The 20,232-nt window shown below is 31.7% G+C and carries 20 protein-coding genes and 6 pseudogenes; 11 read left to right on the top strand and 15 right to left on the bottom strand.

The features are described from left to right. The first annotated feature begins 51 nt into the window (after positions 1 to 51). Positions 52 to 600, top strand: a complete 549-nt coding sequence (locus ABLV90_RS00310) for a recombinase family protein (protein WP_460871919.1) — start codon at positions 52 to 54, stop codon at positions 598 to 600. A 168-nt stretch (positions 601 to 768) separates the two neighbouring features. On the opposite strand, the gene cstB is transcribed toward ABLV90_RS00310, so the two are convergent. Both cstB and cstA read right to left on the bottom strand, forming a co-directional pair. Next, positions 769 to 2,103, bottom strand: coding sequence for a persulfide dioxygenase-sulfurtransferase CstB (gene cstB / locus ABLV90_RS00305; RefSeq protein WP_460871918.1), 1,335 nt, complete (start codon positions 2,101 to 2,103; stop codon positions 769 to 771). A gap of 30 nt (positions 2,104 to 2,133) precedes the next feature. Beyond that, the gene (gene cstA / locus ABLV90_RS00300) at positions 2,134 to 3,201 is read right to left on the bottom strand and encodes a persulfide response sulfurtransferase CstA (protein WP_012816716.1); all 1,068 of its coding nucleotides are present in this window, start codon (positions 3,199 to 3,201) and stop codon (positions 2,134 to 2,136) included. Between the two features lie 137 nt (positions 3,202 to 3,338). On the opposite strand from cstA, the gene cstR reads away from it, so the two are divergent. Next, on the top strand, positions 3,339 to 3,599 hold the full coding sequence (cstR, locus tag ABLV90_RS00295) for a persulfide-sensing transcriptional repressor CstR (RefSeq protein ID WP_031863946.1): 261 nt from the start codon (positions 3,339 to 3,341) through the stop codon (positions 3,597 to 3,599). Next, the gene (locus ABLV90_RS00290) at positions 3,599 to 4,354 is read left to right on the top strand and encodes a sulfite exporter TauE/SafE family protein (protein ID WP_031863945.1); all 756 of its coding nucleotides are present in this window, start codon (positions 3,599 to 3,601) and stop codon (positions 4,352 to 4,354) included. The genes cstR and ABLV90_RS00290 overlap by 1 nt, the downstream gene beginning before the upstream one ends. 287 nt (positions 4,355 to 4,641) lie before the next feature. On the opposite strand, the gene ABLV90_RS00285 is transcribed toward ABLV90_RS00290, so the two are convergent. The 7 genes and pseudogenes from ABLV90_RS00285 to ABLV90_RS00255 form a co-directional block, all read right to left on the bottom strand. Beyond that, positions 4,642 to 4,863 (bottom strand): helix-turn-helix domain-containing protein, encoded by a 222-nt coding sequence (locus ABLV90_RS00285; protein ID WP_015387309.1) that lies wholly within the window; start codon positions 4,861 to 4,863, stop codon positions 4,642 to 4,644. 497 nt (positions 4,864 to 5,360) lie between these two features. Next, positions 5,361 to 6,131 (bottom strand): annotated as a pseudogene (locus ABLV90_RS00280) (ISL3 family transposase). Positions 6,132 to 6,229: 98 nt separating this feature from the next. Continuing rightward, positions 6,230 to 6,922: a Crp/Fnr family transcriptional regulator gene (locus ABLV90_RS00275; RefSeq protein WP_011867731.1), complete on the bottom strand. Its 693-nt coding sequence runs from the start codon at positions 6,920 to 6,922 to the stop codon at positions 6,230 to 6,232. Between the two features lie 16 nt (positions 6,923 to 6,938). Beyond that, positions 6,939 to 7,491 (bottom strand): annotated as a pseudogene (locus tag ABLV90_RS00270) (Dps family protein). A gap of 1 nt (position 7,492) precedes the next feature. Beyond that, the gene (locus ABLV90_RS00265; RefSeq protein WP_011867729.1) at positions 7,493 to 7,729 is read right to left on the bottom strand and encodes a heavy-metal-associated domain-containing protein; all 237 of its coding nucleotides are present in this window, start codon (positions 7,727 to 7,729) and stop codon (positions 7,493 to 7,495) included. Between the two features lie 62 nt (positions 7,730 to 7,791). Beyond that, positions 7,792 to 9,642 (bottom strand): heavy metal translocating P-type ATPase, encoded by a 1,851-nt coding sequence (locus ABLV90_RS00260; protein ID WP_107521003.1) that lies wholly within the window; start codon positions 9,640 to 9,642, stop codon positions 7,792 to 7,794. A gap of 305 nt (positions 9,643 to 9,947) precedes the next feature. Then, positions 9,948 to 10,073: a hypothetical protein gene (locus tag ABLV90_RS00255; protein WP_011867727.1), complete on the bottom strand. Its 126-nt coding sequence runs from the start codon at positions 10,071 to 10,073 to the stop codon at positions 9,948 to 9,950. Between the two features lie 210 nt (positions 10,074 to 10,283). Here ABLV90_RS00255 and ABLV90_RS00250 point away from each other — a divergent pair. The 4 genes and pseudogenes from ABLV90_RS00250 to ABLV90_RS00235 all read left to right on the top strand — a co-directional run. Beyond that, positions 10,284 to 10,593, top strand: a pseudogene (locus ABLV90_RS00250) (recombinase family protein); the annotation flags it as partial. A 48-nt stretch (positions 10,594 to 10,641) separates the two neighbouring features. After that, positions 10,642 to 11,530: pseudogene (gene cidR / locus ABLV90_RS00245) on the top strand (cidABC operon transcriptional activator CidR). A gap of 110 nt (positions 11,531 to 11,640) precedes the next feature. Beyond that, positions 11,641 to 12,164, top strand: a pseudogene (locus ABLV90_RS00240) (acyl-CoA thioesterase). A gap of 7 nt (positions 12,165 to 12,171) precedes the next feature. Continuing rightward, the gene (locus ABLV90_RS00235; protein WP_046466199.1) at positions 12,172 to 12,546 is read left to right on the top strand and encodes a hypothetical protein; all 375 of its coding nucleotides are present in this window, start codon (positions 12,172 to 12,174) and stop codon (positions 12,544 to 12,546) included. Positions 12,547 to 12,676: 130 nt separating this feature from the next. Here the strand turns inward: ABLV90_RS00235 and ABLV90_RS00230 are convergent, their stop codons facing one another. Next, entirely contained in the window at positions 12,677 to 13,714 is a 1,038-nt protein-coding gene (locus ABLV90_RS00230) for a 2,3-butanediol dehydrogenase (RefSeq protein WP_460871917.1), read from the bottom strand. Positions 13,715 to 14,628: 914 nt separating this feature from the next. Then, positions 14,629 to 14,838 carry a hypothetical protein gene (locus ABLV90_RS00225; RefSeq protein WP_210146078.1) on the bottom strand — a complete coding sequence of 70 codons (210 nt, stop codon included), beginning with the start codon at positions 14,836 to 14,838 and terminating at the stop codon, positions 14,629 to 14,631. Positions 14,839 to 14,995: 157 nt separating this feature from the next. On the opposite strand from ABLV90_RS00225, the gene ABLV90_RS00220 reads away from it, so the two are divergent. Continuing rightward, positions 14,996 to 15,256 carry a hypothetical protein gene (locus ABLV90_RS00220; RefSeq protein WP_427708375.1) on the top strand — a complete coding sequence of 87 codons (261 nt, stop codon included), beginning with the start codon at positions 14,996 to 14,998 and terminating at the stop codon, positions 15,254 to 15,256. A gap of 141 nt (positions 15,257 to 15,397) precedes the next feature. On the opposite strand, the gene ABLV90_RS00215 is transcribed toward ABLV90_RS00220, so the two are convergent. The 3 genes from ABLV90_RS00215 to ABLV90_RS00205 all read right to left on the bottom strand — a co-directional run bounded on the left by ABLV90_RS00215 (position 15,398) and on the right by ABLV90_RS00205 (position 16,636). Then, on the bottom strand, positions 15,398 to 15,490 hold the full coding sequence (locus tag ABLV90_RS00215; protein WP_107513893.1) for a type I toxin-antitoxin system Fst family toxin: 93 nt from the start codon (positions 15,488 to 15,490) through the stop codon (positions 15,398 to 15,400). A 357-nt stretch (positions 15,491 to 15,847) separates the two neighbouring features. Beyond that, positions 15,848 to 16,102 carry a helix-turn-helix domain-containing protein gene (locus ABLV90_RS00210; protein ID WP_258862958.1) on the bottom strand — a complete coding sequence of 85 codons (255 nt, stop codon included), beginning with the start codon at positions 16,100 to 16,102 and terminating at the stop codon, positions 15,848 to 15,850. A gap of 102 nt (positions 16,103 to 16,204) precedes the next feature. Continuing rightward, a complete protein-coding gene (locus tag ABLV90_RS00205) occupies positions 16,205 to 16,636 on the bottom strand; it encodes a plasmid mobilization protein (protein WP_427708378.1) in 432 nt (143 codons plus the stop codon). Between the two features lie 393 nt (positions 16,637 to 17,029). Here ABLV90_RS00205 and ABLV90_RS00200 point away from each other — a divergent pair, with 393 nt between their 5' ends. The 3 genes from ABLV90_RS00200 to ABLV90_RS00190 are packed head-to-tail and all read left to right on the top strand — an operon-like array spanning position 17,030 to position 18,862. Further along, on the top strand, positions 17,030 to 17,410 hold the full coding sequence (locus tag ABLV90_RS00200) for a plasmid mobilization protein (protein ID WP_460871916.1): 381 nt from the start codon (positions 17,030 to 17,032) through the stop codon (positions 17,408 to 17,410). Then, positions 17,392 to 18,381 (top strand): relaxase/mobilization nuclease domain-containing protein, encoded by a 990-nt coding sequence (locus ABLV90_RS00195; RefSeq protein WP_460871915.1) that lies wholly within the window; start codon positions 17,392 to 17,394, stop codon positions 18,379 to 18,381. Before ABLV90_RS00200 ends, ABLV90_RS00195 begins: the two co-directional genes overlap by 19 nt. Then, positions 18,326 to 18,862: a DUF334 domain-containing protein gene (locus tag ABLV90_RS00190; protein ID WP_460871914.1), complete on the top strand. Its 537-nt coding sequence runs from the start codon at positions 18,326 to 18,328 to the stop codon at positions 18,860 to 18,862. Before ABLV90_RS00195 ends, ABLV90_RS00190 begins: the two co-directional genes overlap by 56 nt. A 167-nt stretch (positions 18,863 to 19,029) precedes the next feature. Here ABLV90_RS00190 and ABLV90_RS00185 read toward each other — a convergent pair. Then, positions 19,030 to 19,874: pseudogene (locus tag ABLV90_RS00185) on the bottom strand (YitT family protein). Between the last annotated feature and the right edge of the window lie 358 nt (positions 19,875 to 20,232).

The raw sequence follows: 20,232 nt of genomic DNA, 5'->3' as shown, positions 1-20,232 counted from the left end.
TAGATTTCATTAGTAAGTACTCATAAAACGATTAAAAGAGGTGGTATTCAAATGGCTAAAATTGGTTATGCACGTGTATCAACACAAGATCAAAGTCTTGATGGACAGATTGATACACTTGAGGAATATGGTTGTGAACGTATCTTTAGCGAGAAAGCGAGTGGTCGCAAAACGAAACGAACGGAACTTGATAAATGCTTAGATTATTTACGTGAAGGCGATATTTTAGTTATCTATAAACTAGATCGTCTTGGCCGAACAACCAAGCAATTAATTGAGTTATCTCAATGGTTAGATGATAATAGTATTGATTTACATATTATAGATATGAACGTATCAACCAAAGATGCGATGGGCAAGATGTTCTTTACTATGATGAGTGCATTTGCTGAACTTGAAGCTAACTTATTAAGCGAACGTACGAAAAAAGGATTAGAAGCGACAAGAGCTAGAGGGAGAAAAGGTGGAAGACCATCATTACCAGATCATAAAAAAAGAGAGATTAAATTCTTATATGATGAGCAAAAACTTACTGGCGAAGATATTGCTAAACAAACAGGTGTAAGTCGTTCTACAGTATATAGGATGCTTAAAGATTAAACTCTATGAAAAAATATATTACTTAAGGCTCTTATAGGTGTATCTAAATCATTTTATGAACATTGATTTTATGTTGAGTTTTTGAACATATTATATACTGATATTCATAGATTTTGGATTATGAAGAAAGAGTGTACAGAAAACAGTTATTTTCTGTACACTCTTAAATTATTTTAATGATTCTGGAAAATCTTGATAGCCTTCTCTAATATTTACGACATTTTCAAATCCTTTGTTTTCTAAGATACCCACGGCGATTGAACTTCTAACACCTGACTGACAATGTACGTATATTTTATCCTCTTTATTAAATGGAATATTTTCATTTAATAATTTACCATGCGGAATATTGACTGCTTGATCTAAGTGCCCATTATTCCACTCTTCTTCATTACGTACGTCAAGTATATATTCTTCTTTACCAGTCATATCAACGCTATGGATGGATTGGGTTAAAATTTCTGATTTTGGTAAACGATAACCTGCTACATTATCAAATCCAATTAATTGTAAAGTATGCGTTGCTTGTTCAACGGTAGATTTATCACCAATTAAATCTATACTATTTTCATAGTCTAAATACCAACCGATTTGGTTAATAAAGTTTTTGTTGTAAGGAATATTGATTGTCCCTTTAGTATGACCACCATGAAAGGCTTCTTTGCTACGAAGATCAAATGCTATTCTTTCATTGCTTAAACTAGGATAAACATTGTATGGTTGATATAATTCCATACCAAATTGGTTAATTTTTTTCATTTGTGTAAAATGATGTGGTGGCGCTGGTTGATTTGATGTTAATGTTTCAATGAATTTAATTTCATCAGTTTCACTAAATGCCCAATTATTTATTTTTTCATAACCTAGCGTAGACATTGGTACGGCGCCTAATGCTTTACCACAAGGACTTCCAGCACCGTGGCCTGGCCAAATTTGAATATAATCTGGTAAATCTTTAACACTTTCTATAGATTGATACATTTGTTTCGCACTAACTTCTGTAGAACCTTCGACTTGAACTGATTTTTCTAGTAAATCGGGTCTACCGATATCACCAACAAAAATAAAGTCACCACTAAATAAACCCATTGGAACACTTGAGCCGCCACCTTCATCCGTGAGTAAGAAACTAATACTCTCTGGGGTATGACCAGGTGTATGCAATACTTCTAATTTAATGTTACCTACATGAATAATATCTTGATGTTTAACAAAATGTGTTTGTTCTGGCATATTACGATAACTTAATTCATCGTCACCTTCGCCAGATACATATACGTTTGCATTTAATTGTTCTGCCACATCTCTAATGCCTGAAGCAAAATCAGCGTGGATATGGGTTTCTGCAGCTTGTGTAATTGTAAAACCTTCGCTATCTGCAACTTCCATATATTTTGTTAAGTCACGTACAGGGTCAATTATTATTGCCTCTCCTGTGCGTTGACAGCCAACTAAATAAGATGCTTGAGATAAATTGTTATCGTAAAATTGTTTAAAAAACATATAAAGAACTCCTTATTTTAATAGATTTAATTAAATAAATAAATTATGACTCGCGTTTTCAGTATCACCTATATAAGTGCCTACACCGCCGTACTCAACTTCGTCTCTTAATTCTTCTTTCTTAATGCCCATGACATCCATGCTCATCGTACATGCGATTAATTTGATATCTTGGTCGATTGCTTGGTCGATAAGTGATGGTAATGAATCAACATTTTTCTTTTTCATTACGTAGCGCATCATGATATTACCTAAACCGAACATATTCATTTTAGAGAGTGGCATTTTCAAGGGTGTTTTTGGCAACATAAAATCAAACATTTTTGCGATACCTTTCTTTTTAACGTTAGCTGTTTGCGCTTTTTTCAACGCGTTAAGTCCCCAGAAAGTGAAAAAGATGGTTACATCTCTTCCTGCAGCTTTAGCACCATTCGCAATAATCATTGCCGCCACTGCTTTATCTAATTCTCCACTAAATAGTACAATTGTAGTGCCTTTAGACGTATGACTCACTTCTAAATCTTTGGGTTGTTCTTTTTGAATAATCGCTTTAATTTCATTGTCACCCCCATCAAGTTTTACTAATGTGTGTCCCGTTTGTTTCGCCCAGCTTTTAATATCACTTGCGAATCCTGGATCTGTGACTGTAACCTCAATTTGGTCACCTTCTTGAATATTTTTTACTTCTTTACTGATATTTACAATAGGGCCTGGACATTGAAGACCACTATAGTTTAATTGTTTACGCTCTGCTTTAATTTCTACATTTGTGTTTTCTTCTTTTGTATCATCGCTGACGTTTTTTTCTTCATAAGCTTTATAGCCGCCGTCTAAATTTACAACGTCATAACCTTGTTCAGCTAAATATTTACTAGCTTTAGCACTTCTGTTACCACTTTTACAGTGTACATAATAGGTTTTATTTTTGTCTTTATTGAACGACTCAATCTCATCTACAGGATGCAGTGTGGAACCATTGATGTGCCCCAATTCATATTCTTCTTGTGTTCTTACATCAATCAATTGACCTTGAGAAGTTAATTTTTCTAATTCTGATTTACTTAAATCATTAATATGTTTTTCATTATATTGTTTCATAATAACCTCCTGTTAAATACCTATAAGGGTATGTTAAAAGATATAACTCTTTTTGTCAAATACCCCCGCACGTATTTGACAAACTTGTTTTAATTTATTATTATGACTGTATTCAATTAAAAGTGGAGGAAATTACTATGAATTATGATAAAAACATGATCAATCGTATTAATAGAGTACAAGGGCAATTAAATGGCGTTGTAAAAATGATGGAAGAAGAAAAGCATTGTAAAGATGTGATTACGCAACTTAGTGCTTCAAAAAGTTCATTACAAAGATTAATGGGGATTATTATTAGCGAAAATTTAATTGAATGCGTCAATTCAGCTGATGACAACAATGAAGATTCACAAGAAATCATTAATGAAGCTGTTAACTTATTAGTGAAAAGTAAATAATGGATATTATAAATATTATCATTATGTTGCTCATCGGAGTGTTCGGAGGATTTATATCTGGTCTAGTAGGTATAGGTGGCGCTATTATTATTTACCCAGCCATTTTATTGTTACCGCCACTATTTGGGGCTCCTGCATATAGCGCGTATATCGCATCAGGACTTACTTCTAGCCAAGTCTTTTTCAGTACCTTAAGTGGCTCTTTGAAAGCAAGAAAAAAACCAGAATTCTCACCCCAGTTGGTCCTTTATATGGGAGGAGGTATGATTATAGGGAGCATGTTAGGGGCTTTGCTAGCAAATTTATTTGATGCTACATTTGTAAATATGGTGTATATTATCATTGCTTTACTTGCATTAATATTAATGTTTATTAACGTAAAACCTAGTTCAGACCAATCTTCCTTTAATAAGCCTTTACTGGTTATTGTGGGTCTTTTCGTTGGCATCATTTCGGGTATAGTTGGAGCAGGCGGCGCCTTTATTATTATTCCTATATTATTAGTTTTATTCAAATTACCAATGAATACGGTGGTTGCTAATAGTATAGTAATTGCTTTTATATCTTCAATTGGCGCCTTTATCATTAAACTTATACAAGGTTACATTCCTTTAGAAGATGCGTTATTTTTAATAATAGGGAGTATTATTTTCGCTCCGTTAGGTTTAAAATTAGGTAAAAAAGTCCCTAGTTTTGTACAAAAGTGGATCATCAGTATTTTAATTATTATTGCGATTATTCAAATTGTTTTATAAATAAGAAAGAGAAGTACAACTAATATTTGTACTTCTCTTTCTTATTTATAAAGTTAAAAAATTCTCATATAGCAAGTAAATTGACAAGTTGCTATAAATTCAACAACTTCATTTGTATGATTAGGGTGTACCTTAAATAGATAAACTTCTCGAAGTTAATATATTTATTTTCTATACGATAAAGTAGAGTCCATTAATAGCTTTTATCTTTATGATCCCTTCATTCAAAAACAAATGAAATCAAAAAAATAGAAAGGCAATGAAATATAATTGAGTATAATCACATTTCATTGCCTTGGAATATAGTCATACACCTCTGCTAATATTTGAAAGAAGTCAATTTCTAGAGCAGTTGATAATATTTTCAAAGTTGATAAACTAGGTAAATTATATCCATTTTCAATATTAGTTAAAGTCTTTACAGATAGATCTTCATATTCTATTAATCCTTGTCTTACTCGATCATCTAAGAAATAACTCCTTGTATCTTTTTTTAAAGATAAATTCATTCTATGTTCTCTTATAATTGATCCAAATTTTATTAAGTCTCTATTTTTTCTTTAGAAAAATCCTAAAGGAATTGGGAATATTCACCGACAAGCTGACCAAACTTAAATTTTACATTGTAAAATTTAAAGGTTTATAAGTATATAAAATAGTAATAAAATATTATTTTATTTTTTAATATAATAATATTTTTATAAGGCCGTTATAGGGGAATTTTATTAAAGGTGGGATAGATAATGAATGTATTAACGCAAGAAGATAGAATACAAATTTTATCTGATATTGTTGAAATTAAAACCGTAAATGATAATTAATTAGAAAGGTTCTGTGTCAAATAGTGTTGGGGACCAAAAGTAAATAATCACAGTTAAGATTTAAATGAAATTTTTAATAACTGAAAGGCCATGTTTATTTTCAAGATAAGCATGACCCTTTTCTCGCCCTTAGGCGAGAAAGTCGGATCAAGAGTTGGATAATTAATAATGAAAGCTAACAAGTGTCATCGTCTAATATTTAAGCCGCAACTGGTTGGAAAGTCGCAGTGTAGTGGATTAGATGGTTTAAAGATCAGTTTAAATTGTAATAGAATTCTGGCTCTGAAATTTCTAAAGCTTGCGTAGCCATATCCTGTACGTTTGATTAACTTAATCTTGTTATTCATACCTTCGGTAGGACCGTTAGAAACACGATAAATTAAAGCATTTTCGACATATGGTAAGAATCTTTCCAGTGTATTAATCGTTTTTCTTACCTTTTTATTTAATCTGACTTTCTTTAAATCTTGTAAAGTGGCTAATAGGTAACTGTAGTCTCTAGTTTCTGTCGCAAATTTAAGGTCATTCATCACTTGGTAAGCTTGTTGTAATTTCGGAGAAAGACTTAATAAATAATCTACCATACGTTGCTCAGTCATCTTTTCATGGTATAGGCGATGATAATAATAGTTTGAAAAATCGAGATAATCAGCATTTTTTAATATCAATCTCTATTGATTTTTTAGTTTTCGATAATCTGTAGGGCGACTTTTTTTGATTTCATTCATGACTGCAATCCACATTGAGTTAATTGTATTATTTAGTAATTGTACGATATGAAAACGATCAATAACAATTTTTGCATTAGGGAAAAAAGCCTTAACAACACTTATATATGGAGAATATAAGTTCATTGAAATCGTCTTTACTGCGGCTCGTGCTTCTTTAGAATAGCGATGGAAATACCGAATTAACGACTGCTGTTTTCGATCCTCTATAATGTTTCCTGCTTTCAAGTATATTGTGGTAATTTACTTTATTTTAGGATTTCATGGCCTTTTTGTATACCCAAAAAACCGTGAGAGTATTATCCTCTTACGGTTTTTTCGGCACTTTAACTTGATGAAAATAATAATTCATCTAAATCAAATATCTCAATATATTTATGCGTATGTTGTTTAATTAAACCTTTTTCTTCCAATGCTGAAAACTTTCGACTTATTGTTTCAGGAGTTGTACCCAAATAAGAAGCTAGATCCTTCTTTGACATTGGTAAGGTCACATAAGTATGATTTTCTTCATTCTCAACGTATTCTGATAGAAAATCAATAATACGAGACTCTACTTGCTCCATACCAACCTGCATCGTTTGCTTTTCTGATACCTGTAAACGTTTCGTAACGTCTGATAGGATTCTTCTCATAATTTCTGGGTAAGCATCTAAATAGTCATTCATATCCTTTTTATGAATTCTACATATACTTACTTCTGATATTGCTTCAGCATAATTAGAATGGTAACTTTCAGTTTGAAAAATAGCCACTTCTCCCATAAAATCACCAGGATTTAGTATGCGTACAGTTTGTTCACGACCGGATTCATTTAAGTTATAAATACGTACACGCCCATTATTTACGATATATAGTGTGTCATCTTTATCACCACTTCCAAATAACAACGCATTCTTTTCATAATGTACTTCATGCGCTGATTGTGCAATTAAACTCATTTGTTCTTCATTTAGGTGGTTAAAAATCGGAACTAAACGTATACAATCTACATGACTATGGTGATGATGGTGTGCCATACAACTTTCCTCCTAATTAATCATTATCTATATAGTCATCGTCTTCTAGCGCATCCTTGTTAACAAAGGCTTGAAGTTGCCAAATATTTACATCTAAATAATCTTTATAACTAATTAGTAAATCCTCTAACGCATCATCTGCTTCTTCTTGGGCTAAACGCATTGCACGAATGGTAAATTCACGGTTAGATCTAAAATCCTCTACTAACTGTAAGACCATTTCTTCAGCAGAATAATATTTTTCAGACAGATTTTCAGAAATCGTTGTAAATTTTTGGAATTCGGTAGTTGTTGATGCTTGGCTTAAATCCTGAAGCTAGTAAACGTTCTGCAATTTTATCAAACCATGTTTCATTTTCATTATATAGTTTTTCAAATACCTCATGCAATGAATAAAAATTTGTGCCTTTTACATACCAATGATATTGGTGTAATTTTACATGCAAGGTATGAATATTAGCCAGTACATGATCTGTAACAGCTGCTGCATTAATCTTAGTATGATGAATGTGTTCTTTATAGGCTTGTTCAGCAGCTAATTTTTCTTGTCTTTCATTTACTGTTGTCATTTTATACGCCTTCCTTTACTTTTGAACTAATAACGGAATATCCTAAGTTTTCAATAGCTTTTTCAATTGTATTCAAATTGACTTGTTCTTCATCAAAATCCACTTTTACCTTACTTGCATTGAACAGCACTTTTACAGAATCTTTTTCTACACCAGCAGTCTGTTTTAAACCACTTTCAATTTTTTGTAAACATGATGGACAAGTTAATGTTTCTAATTTTAATGTTGCTTTAGTCATATCTATCACTCCTTTAAATAAATTATATAAGGTATTTTTTAAAAATAATTGACACGGATCAATTATCTTAATTGATAACTTCTTAATCTCATTGCATTTAAAATAACGACCAAAATACTTGCCTCATGAACTAACATACCAATTGACATAGACATCCATTCACTAAATATTAAACTACCCAATAATATTATCACCACACCAACAGCAATGAGAATATTTTGTTGCATATTCGCGTATGTCCCTTTAGCTAAACCTAAAGCATGGGGGAGACGATTAAAATTGGAATTCATTAGAACAATATCTGAACTTTCAATAGCCACATCTGTCCCATTTCCCATAGCTATCCCTACTTCTGCAATAGCTAGAGAAGGGCTATCATTCACACCATCACCAATAAAAGCAACAATTTCACCAGTAGACTGTCTTTCTTTTAAAAATGCTTGCTTGTCCTCTGGTAGCATATCGCCATGGGCCTCGGTTAATCCTAGCTCCTTTTTAACTAAATTAACTGTACCTTGATTATCCCCTGATAATACAATGAGATTTTTAACACCAAGTGATTTTAATTTTTGTAGGTCTTGTTTAACGCTTGGTCGAACTTGGTCACGGATTTCCATTAAAATGATTAACTGACGATCAACTGCCGTTAATACAATTGAACTACCGGCTCTTTCTAATTTATCTAATTCTTTAAGAACATCATTAGATAGTGGAATACTTTCTTGTTCCATTAAAGTTTTATTCCCTACTGCAACAATGTGTCCGTCAACGTGAGCAATTATACCCCCACCTTTTATAACCTGTGTACTCTCTACAGGTCTTAGTTTATATTGCGCTAATTTATTTGTAATAGCGACAGCTAAGGGATGGTCAGATTCCCTTTCAATCGAGTATAATAAAGATAAATCCTCCTCTTGATTATTTCCATAGTAAACGAATTCGCTAACTTCAGGCTTTCCTTCAGTTAAGGTACCTGTTTTATCAAATAGGACTGTATCTACATTCGCAAAATGACTAATCACTTCAGAACCTTTAAACAAAATACCATTCTTTGCACCATTTCCTATACCCGCGACATTTGAAACAGGTACACCAATGACCAAGGCCCCTGGGCAACCAAGTACTAATACAGTAACTGCAAGTGCTGTATCTTTAGTTAATACCCAAACTAATAGCCCAATGATAAGTACTACAGGTGTATACCAACGAGAGAACTGGTCAATAAATCGTTCAGCTTCCGATTTAGAATCTTGTGCTTCTTCTACTAACTCAATAATTCGACCAAATGTAGAATCTTCCCCAATTCTATCAGCAACTATTTGAATAGTCCCATTATCCATAATGGTACCGGCAAATACTTCATCACCTTTCTCTTTCTTTAGAGGTAAAGATTCACCGGTGATATTAGCCTCATTTACATGTCCTTTTCCAGTAGTTACCCTACCATCTACTGGAATCTTAGCCCCAGTTTTTACTAAGAGAATATCTCCTTCCTCTACTTCATCAATATCTACTTCTTCAAATTGTCCGTCGTACAATTGCTTAAAAGCAGTCTCTGGAGCCATTTCCGTCAACTCTTTAATAGCAGACCGTGTTTGCTTAAGTGTACGCTGTTCTAAATATGATCCAAATAAAAATAAGAAAGTAACAATAGCTGACTCTTCGTAATTTTGAATAAAGAAAGCACCAATAACCGCTATAGTTACTAAAACATCAATACTCACTACTTTTACTTTCATAGCCTGATAAGCCTGTATTGCGATTGGTATAACACCCAATATAGAAGCAATTATAAAAGCACTATTAAAGATAACCATATTACTAAAGATAAAATGTGCAATAAAACCTATAATAATAAGTAAACCACTAATAACAGTAATATGATTTTTATGTTTCAAAATAGTCTGTTGCATATAAACCTCTCCTACACTTTAGTTTAACCATAGTGTATTCGTTTTTAAGAAATATAAACTTGACCTATATCAATCTTATCTAATAAATATAGCGAATAATATTTAGGCTTAAACAGATAGATATATATAAATAACTAGGACATATACTCATGACCTAATTATTTTTATTATTGACTATTTACTCTTTCATATAATTTTTGTTAGCATTTAATTCCTTTTTATAGCTCAAATGCTCATTCATCTTAAGCTTATTCTCTAAACGGCTAGCAGTCGCAATGCTAGCCGTTTTCTTTTTATTATTGTTTTTAACTTGTACTTTCTAATTCTTGAGGGATTAATATAATTGTAAACCCCTTTTCAAAATATTCTGAACTATCACTAATTAAAGTAAGTAAATATTCATTATCTTTTTTCTCAATAGTATATTTCATAACTACTTCTTCTGATTTATTTCCAGTATAACTAGGTTTATTAAGTGTAAATGTTATTTCTGTTTCTTCTTCATTTAATGTATATTGATAAGCTGTTGTTATTGATAAAATATTAGAAGAAGAAAATATAACGGTGTCATCAGCGAAATCTGCTTCACCTGAATTACCATTACTTTGGACAATATTCCAATTATTTTCTTGTAAATCTTCGATGAAAACAGCATTGATTTACATATTATTGATATGAATGTATCGACCAAAGATGCTATGGGCAAGATGTTTTTTACCATGATGAGTGCATTTGCAGAGCTGGAAGCTAACTTATTAAGTGAGCGTACTAAAAAAGGCTTAGAAGTCTGCGAGAGCAAGAGGACGCAAAGGTGGACGGCCTTCATTACCTGACCACTAAAAACGTGAGATTAAATTCTTATATGATGAACAAAAGCTTACAGGTGAAGAGATTGCTAAACAGACAGATGTTAGTCGTTCAACGGTATACAGAATAATAAAAAATAATTAGTTTAAAAAACTGGTAACGTGAAGAAATAATAAAAAGGAAGGAAATTTATTGGAACTTAGACATATGCAGTATTTTGTAGAAGTCGTAAAGCAAAAAAGTATGACCAAAGCGAGCATCTAATCTTTTTATCACACAACCCACAATTAGTAATACAATTAAATTATTAGAAGAAGAATTAGATGTAAATTTATTTAATAGGTATAAAAACCAAATATACTTAACTGACGCAGGAGAAGCTTTCTTTTTCCAATGTAAAGAAATGCTTAAAATGTATGATAATATCCCTAATGAGTTAAGTAATTTATTAGAATTAAAAAAGGGACATTTGAAAATTGGAATCCCTACTATTATTAATATAAGGATATTAATTGGCTTAATTTCAGAATTTCATGAAATGTATCCTAATATAACTTTTCAACTTTTTGAAAATGGTAGTAAAAAAATTGAAAACGATGTATATTATGGCGATTTGGACATGGGAATTACTGTACTTCCTACAAATAATAAAAACTTTGATATATTCTCTTTTTTAGAAGAAAAATTAAAACTGGTCGTTCATAAAAATCATGAATTATCTAAAAAAACAAAGATTGATATTGAAGATTTACAAGAACAAGAATTTATTTTATTTAATTCTGATTTCTATTTAAACGATAAAATCAAAAATACATGTAGAAATTATGGCTTTAATCCTAATATAATTTTTGAAACCACCCAATGGAGCTTCATAGAAGAAATGTTATTAAATAATCTAGGGATATGTATATTACCCGAAGGAATACTAGTCTTATTAGATAATAATTTACAAGCCATCGATATTAATGAACCTTCCATGAAATGGGAACTTGGTATTATTTGGAGAAAAGGTATTATAGTTGATTCTTTAACAAAAAATTGGATTAAATTTCTCCAAGAAAACTTCTTAATTAACTATTAAATATAAAAGCATTTGAGAAATTTATAGCTATATAAAAAAAGGATATTTTATATTTATACACTCTCGCTCTATAATTAGAACGTAAAATATTATAGAAACGGGAGTTTTTTATGGAAAATTATAAATTTCCTAGAGATAGTAAAATTGTCAGTACGGATCAAGTATTAATTAATGATTTAAACAATTATAATACACTATTTGGGGGGTATTAATGAAAAAAATTGATAATAACGCAACGCTATCAGCTAGAAGACATGCAAGAGTTAAAGAATGTGTTACAGCTTCTACAGATTCAGTAGAATTTTTATATCCAATCACCCAATCTGATTCCGTTTGTATAGAATCTTATGTAGTTTATACAGGAGAAAAATCTATGGAAATATTTTGTAAAGTCATTTCAGAAGATATGATTACTGCAGAAAGAAAAATTGCCGCTGTAGCTTTTCTTACTTTTGTAGCTTTAGATGAAAATAAAAAACCAATTAAAATACCCAAAATCTCTCCTCAGTCCAAAGAAGAAAAATTATTATTTATGGATGGCGAAGAAAGAGCTAAAATGCGAAAAATTAAACGATCACAAACTAAAAATATAATTGACTCTCTTGATATCAATAAGCCATGGGAATTGGAGTAGTGATAAAATGATTAATGAAATGGAAGAATTAAACCAAATTAAGTTAGATTTGAAAAAACTAAGAAACGAATTTCCTAGTATGTATGAAAAGTTAGAATATATAGCTAGTTTGACAAGACAATTAAGTATCCATTATAAATATTTAGGAGTACTTATGTTTTCAGATAACCGTGAAAATATTCAAAATGAGAGACCAACTTTAATAAGAGAATCTGTTTTAAAATTATATGAACAAGAAGTTGCAAAAGTTAAAAAAGATACTAATTTTGTGTTTTTTAAAGATATGATATTAAAATTCCAAAATGTGGACTACTCACAAATATTTCTTATCATTTTAGATGCCGAACCTGGTTTTGTATTTAATAATACAATTATTAAATAATAAATAATAAATTCATTAAGAATGCTTAGACTAACAAATTATAAAAATTCACAAATTATTTGACTAAATGAAACTATATTTTAGCTAATAAAAGAGCCACTCTGATTTAGAGTGACTCTTTTATTAGCTTTTATAACTTAACGAGAATTTTTGCTTGTGATTTATCGTTTACGAGTTTTTCAAATCCTGACTCCACAATATCATCTAGCTCTATCTCATCAGTAATAACATCTTTCACTTTTAAATTACCTTCATTAATTAAATCTATTGTTTGTTGAAATGTAGTAGGTGTATAAGCAATCGTTGAAGTAAGTTTTACACCTGTATTAGTTAATTGCATTGGGTTCCATTCAATAGGATGACCAAATATAGACACTATAACAACAGTACCTCTTGCTCTAGTAACGTCTATAGCAGATTTAAGTGTTGGTGCTACACCAACTACTTCAAATGCTACATCAACTCCATTATCTGTATGTTTATTAATAACATCACTTGGGTTTGATTCACCAGAATTTATAGTATGAGTAGCACCTATTGCTTTAGCTTTCTTCAATCTTTCTTCCGATAAATCAAAAACAAATATCTTACTTGCACCTGCAGCTTTGGCGGCTATTACTGTTAATAAACCGATTGGCCCTGCACCAAAAATAGCAACTGTATCTCCAAATAGAACTTTACCTTCTTTAATTGCTTGAACTGCAACAGCGGTTGGCTCTACAAGGGCGCCTTCTTTATCAGAAACGTTATCTGGTAACTTATAAACGTTCTCTTCTGGGGCATTCGTAAATTCTGCAAATCCACCATCAGAACCTAAGCCTATAAATGAATAACCATCATAAAGATCAATATTTTCTTCTTTTTTACGATTTGAAACTGTAGGATTAATGACAACACGATCGCCTTTATTAAACTGTGTAACCTTAGAACCAATATCATCCACTACGCCCGCAAATTCATGGCCTAATGTAACAGGCGCTTTTTGACCAAGAAAAGGGTCTGGTTTATCTGTTGAAATAAATATGGGGCCCTCTAAGTATTCATGTAAGTCTGTACCACAAATGCCAGCCCAAGACACTTTAACTTTCACTTCGTTCTCTTGTAACTCTTTAGATTCCCGGTCTTCAACTCGTACATCTTTTTGGCTATACCAAACTGTTGCTTTCATTGATAAAACCTCCTTCTTTTAATTAATTTAATAGTACTCCTCTTAAAAATTACTTTCAAATAAACTAACCTTTTTATATAGTGTTTCTAAATTATTATATGATTAAAGTAACCCCTTAAGATACATTATTTTAAATTGCAATATATTTTAATATCTCTTTAATTAGAGTATGTCACTAGTTTCATCTAACGAATTTAAAACTTCAAGTTATCGCTCTTTTTAGCATAACTAAAAACAAAATAAACATTATTATAATCATATGTATATAGTAAATTCCCAATTTTATTGAACACTCTTCTTCGGAAAAATGCCTATAAGTTTGTTTTTATAAAGCAAAGCAAACTCAATAATTTTAAATACTAAAGGCAATAAAGACGTATCCAGAAAGCTCATCCTTATTAAATGACTAATCTATAAACCCCTTTATACCTGTCAACATTATAGTAATAATGGTTAATACTTTAACAGTTATACTAATAAGATCTTTTTTAATTTCATAGCCCAAGCCTTTAAATTTACATACTATTTCTATATAAATACGAATAATGTTGATAATATCCTTCATATACAAAACCAAATAATAATACAAGTAATAAAACAGCTAAAATAGAGATGAATATTAGACTTATCAATCACCGGACCCTCAATCTATGGTCGGTGAATGGGGGGCTTTTAATAGTAAGGCTCTGTCGCCTTACTTATTGCGGTTGTTTAGCCAAAACGTAATATTTATAATAATATCCAGAAATTTCTCACATTAGCGTCAATTCTTTGATTATAGTACCCATTAACAAGATTTTATTATTACCTATCTTTTGACTGCAACCCCTGCCCCTTGCTAAAAAAGATAAACATGGACAAGAGGAATACACCTTGTTTTAAACACCCTTTTAGGTGCTTTTTACATACTCATGTCATTTGTCTTCTTGATTAAAAAAAACATCTGCTAATTCTTGCTCTTCATTTGTTTCAATGAAATTCTTATAACGTTTCTTCAAATCCTCTGCGTTTAGAGTTATATCATTTGTATTAAAATATGGGTCGTCATCTGCTAAACTGTTCATCCTTTTGGTTATTTCTTCTTCATTCCAGCCCATCTTTTCTATCTCTTTTTTATAATTCATGTTGTCTCCCTTATTAAAAATGTTTTTAAAATTATAATGTAAATTACGTAGAAAATAACTTCATACAAATTAACAGATGTATAAGTTATAAATTAAATCCGCCTATTTTTAAAACGACGTGCTACTTCATTTTTCTTAATTATACCAAAAATTTTCATTGACACACAAAGACATAAATGAGAGTTTTAAATCTAGCGATATTAGTGATAAATTCTTAGAAACGATCACAAGTTTAAGTAATATGTGTTTACACGACGCTTCTTTTAAGAACTTAATAAAAGTAGAAGAATTAGCAAAAGATACTAACAATACTTTTTCTAATTTAAGTGATGAATTCACTGCTGAAGACATAGCGCAAGCTATACTAGTAGTGAATGAATTAGGTGGGGTAAAACCAAGTAAATTGATTTTTATTTAAACTATGTATATTTGTTCTTATTTTGCATTCCTCTCCACTATGATGTTATAATACAAATAACGAATAGAAAGTCCATAGATATACACCGAGCCCCAACCTATTGCCGTAGGTTGGGGCTCTTTATGTGATATGGATAGTCGCCTATTTATTGCGTTGATTTAACCAATAGGTAAACCAAGCTACAATACATCCAGTTATCACAGGTGCAATAACCGTTACGAATAAAAAGTCCACAGATGCTCACCTCCTTCCGCCGAAAATACCGCCGGAAGTTAAGGCGACTCCACTATTATACCATCTGTATCTTTTGAAGCATATGCACTTAAGATAAGTTGAATTATGTCAGTTCAAGGCTAAAATGTTTAAACTTCTTTTAACAAAAGCAACGCAACTTTTGCTCTGTAATTATTTATATACCTATTTGCATACAATATACGTGCATACGTTATACATGTATATTGTATGCACGTGAGTGTGATTAATTTAAATGCATAGAAGATGATAATATACACTAACGCGTCCCCCTAATGATCATATTAAAAATACGATTAAAATAACCTCTAGTTACTCTCCAAAGCATATACTAAATGGTTACTTTTTGGTTACACGATAAATTTCTTCCATTATATCTAAGCTAGGCTTTATTTCACCGTTTTCTATTCGGGCAATTGCTGATTGAGGTTTATTTAATGATATTGCTAAATCTTTTTGAGACCATCCCAAATTTTCTCTTAAATTAACAAGCGTTATTGCAAAATCTAAGTTTTCATCATATTTCTCATATAATACTTTTGCCTCTGGATTACTAGTTATATCTTCTTGAATTAATTTTGAAACCAAATCCATTCAGATCATCCTTTCATAAAATTCACTTTATTAACAGAAGATACTACAAACATTAAGGTTTAAATCACCTTAAATTTAATTTAAACCTTAATGCTACCTTATTCAATCTTTCAATTCTTTAATAGCATCCCTAATCTCTTCTTTTAATTTTTCATCATTCTTATAGCCATTTAAATTGATATATTCCGCATCGTTTTGCACATACTTTAAGAAGTATTTAAATGTATTCACATAACTTGCATACTGATAATATTGCTCTTCTAAGTTCTCAAAATCTTCTTTTGAAACTTCATATTGACCATAACCTGCCATAAGTTTCATTTTAAGATCTTCATTTTCTTTTTCAAGTGCATCAATGCGTTCATCAGCAGGATATACAATCGTCGGTTTAATTCGATTGCCTAATGCAGTAAGTCGTGTATATGCCGTTGGATTTAAATCCCTTATTTCCGCAAGTTGCTTTACTTTTTCATACTCGTCTTCAGTTAAATTGATATTGATTGTTTTAGATTTTTTATGATTTTGATCTGGCATTGATATCCCCTCCATAACTAAGTAAATACTCAAAAAAATATAAGGTATTTTATTGAGTGATTGCTTAGTTATTATTCTAACATACGAGGGGATATTTAATGAGTAATTGCTAATTATAAATACCATTTATACAATTAGTAATTACTCATATTTACGCTCACATTTTCGAGCGTATGTCCTAAGCAAATACTCAGTAGTATTTGCTATTTTTTCGCAGAAAAAAACCACAGGGGGCTTGGGGGATTTATCCACCAACAAGCAGGGTATCTAGGCACGAAGTGGCTAGCATTCCCACTGCTTGCCAAACCTCTATAACGATGTGAGGAAGATTGTATTATGTTATAATACAATCAACGGAACAACGTGTCTTTCGTTAGAAAGCGAGGTGGGATTATGAGCGAACGTAAAACAATGACTGAAGGGAACGAAGCTGTCGGGAAAAACCAAACCCCCGACCGCAAGGAACCGAAACAAATTAGTTTTCGTGTGAGCGAATCCGAATATTCAAAGTTACAGGCATCGGCTGAAACTTTGAATACGAGTGTGCCTTCGTTTGTTAAAAACAAGGCACAAGGGGCTCGATTAGTGGCGCCCAAATTAGACAAAGTCACGCGCCAATCGATGGCCAAAGATATGGGTAAGTTGGGCGACAACTTAAACCAAATCGCTAAAGCTTTAAATACGTATGGCGAACGCGCAAATATCGAATTGATGCAAAAAGATATCGCCATCATGCGCAAGGAGTTGAATCACATATGGCAACAACTAAAATAAGCTCTACCAAATCAACATCACGGGCCATTAACTATGCCGAAAAACGTGCAGAAGAAAAAAGTGGTTTAAATTGTGATGTCGAGTATGCAAAAAGTGCGTTTAAAGTTTCTCGCGAAGTTTACGGTAAAACAGGTGGCAATCAAGGCCATGTGATCATTCAGTCTTTTAAACCCGGTGAAATCACACCCGAACAATGTAATAAACTCGGTTTAGAACTTGCTGAAAAAATAGCGCCTAACCATCAAGTAGCCGTTTATACACATGATGATACAGAACATATACACAACCACATTGTGATTAATGCTGTGAACTTAGAAACTGGTAAAAAGTTTAATAACAACAAACAAGCACTCAAAGACGTCAGACAGGCAAACGATGACGTCTGTTTAAAACATGGTTTGTCCATCCCAGAACCCACATCAGAAAACCGTTATACGTTAGCTGAACAAAATATTATAGATAAAAAGAAAAGGTCATGGAAAAACGAAATTCGACTTGCGATTGATGAAATACAAGCGACAGATATGGACAGCTTAAAAGAACAATTACGTCCCAAAGGGATTACGATTGAACGTGTAACTGACAAAACCATTACGTATAGACACATTGAGGCAGATAAAAAAGTAAGAGGCAGCAAATTAGGTAATAATTATGATAAAGGAGGCATTATGGATGGCTTTGAGTCCGAGAAACAACGCAGACGCATCCAATACGAATCAGAACGAACAACTTCTGAACGAACTCCAAAAGATCAATCAACGCATAGTTCGTCTGGAACAGAGTTTGATTGGGAAGGATTCGGACAATCGACCGACGACCAACGCAACGAACGGAAACGTCGTGAACGAGCTGAAAGAGCAGAACGCGAAGCTCGGGAACAGGATGATCGAGCTCGAGCGACGAGAGCAAAACAGATTGAATCAGAACCAACAATTAGTAAGCGAACTAAAGGCTTCGACCTCGAACTTTAAAAACTACTTAGATAAAACAGAAACCAAAGTAATTAAAATTTCCAATCAAATGTTATCAAAAATTGATACAAAGCATATGACTGAGGATATCGCAAAGGCGTTTAGACAAGAAAAAGATGGGATGTATGAGGATCTCAAAGGTATTCGAATGGCCAACCGAGAACAGCATGAAGCATTGAACAACAGTTTAAAAGAAAATCAAAAGTTGAATAGTACTTTTAAATCGAGTATCAAAAGTATGACGCATGGTATCGGCGCCCTATACTTCGTTATTTTATTAATGGCCTTAGTTTCCATTGTGACCGGTCCGATTGGACACGTTTTAGGTATTGATAGCATGTACAGTACGTTACATCATACGATTACACATACACAGTCCGCATGGGGCTACTTATGGTATATAGCTTATATCGTCCCTTATATACTCTTTGTTTTAATTTTGTTGGCTTGTTTATGGCTTTTAAGATTATTTGAAAATTAACATTCTTAAGGAGCGATTAAAGGCATTTCTCTTTGAGAAATGCCTTTAATTAATAATTATATTTTAAAATATAATTGTCTTTATACAGTAACAAAGAAAGAAGAAAATCGTTTCAAAACACCAAAAAAAGAACCTCGATTTATCATAATATTATTCTCAAAATAAAATCATGATAAATTCAAAAATCCGCGACCTAAAACATCCCTTACATCATGAATAGCCAAAAAAGCATTTTCATCTTCTGCTAAAACAATTTTTTTCGCTTTAGTTATTTGAGATTGTGATAAAACAACATATAAAACAGCTATACCTTTCTGTTCATAACTACCTGTAGCTTTAAATAATGTAGCACCTCTACCAGTCAATTCATTTATTTTGCTACTAATTACAGCATTTTTATTTGAAATAATAGTAAGTGCTTTTTGGGGATTAAGCCCCTCAATAATAAACGCTGAAACTCTCTCTATAACAAACAGCATAATTATAGTGAACAAAATATTAATAACTGGTAGAACACTTAAAAATGATAATACGATAATACTATCTAATATAAAAATTGCCTGAGCTGTTCTTATATTCAAATACTTGTTAATTATTTTAGCTATAACTGATGGCCCACCCATCGTGCTACCAGAAATAATAATCATCCCAGAACCTAAACCAATAAAAACACCTGCAAATATCGCATTAACCATAGAATCATTTAAATTTAAAGATAACGATTCCGTAAGATCCAAAAATATCGAGGTAGTAATTATTGTTAACAACGTATAAACAGCTGTTTTTTTACTTAAATATTTCCATCCAATCATTATAACAATTAAATTAATAATTAAAGATGTAAGCGCTGGGATAAATTTAAAGAATACTTTAAAAGTAAGGATAGACCAACGGTCCCCCCATCCCCCAAATTAGAACTAATAACAAAACAATTAACACCAAAGGCCGTAAAAAAAGACCCAATTGTCGCAATTAATATATTCTTCAAATGTACACCATATACAAGTTTCATTTACAACCTCCTTTATTCTCAAAAGATATGAGTAACTCAAAATTAAAAGTGATTAAAAGATTTTTGCTGTATTCAAATTAAGCCTAATGATGAAGAAAAACACATAGAATTTAATTAGTATAAATATTGCTACTATACCTTTTAAAAAGTAATACAGAAAGCAGTCCTTGTTAAGAATAAAAAGCTCTTTCGTTTTATCTGGGTTAGATATCTATTTTTATATGCATTTATTTGGATTTTAAAAGGGGTCTTGAAGAATTAAGCGTTATACAGATAGATTTATACCAAAAATATTATATGCCTCCTTAAAACGCAAATGTGGACCAAATAAGTATAGTCTAATTTTATGTTTATGAAA

Source organism: Staphylococcus sp. 2S1 (assembly GCF_046721335.1).
GTDB lineage: Bacteria > Bacillota > Bacilli > Staphylococcales > Staphylococcaceae > Staphylococcus > Staphylococcus equorum_A.
This window is presented reverse-complemented; position numbering and strand designations above follow the sequence as displayed.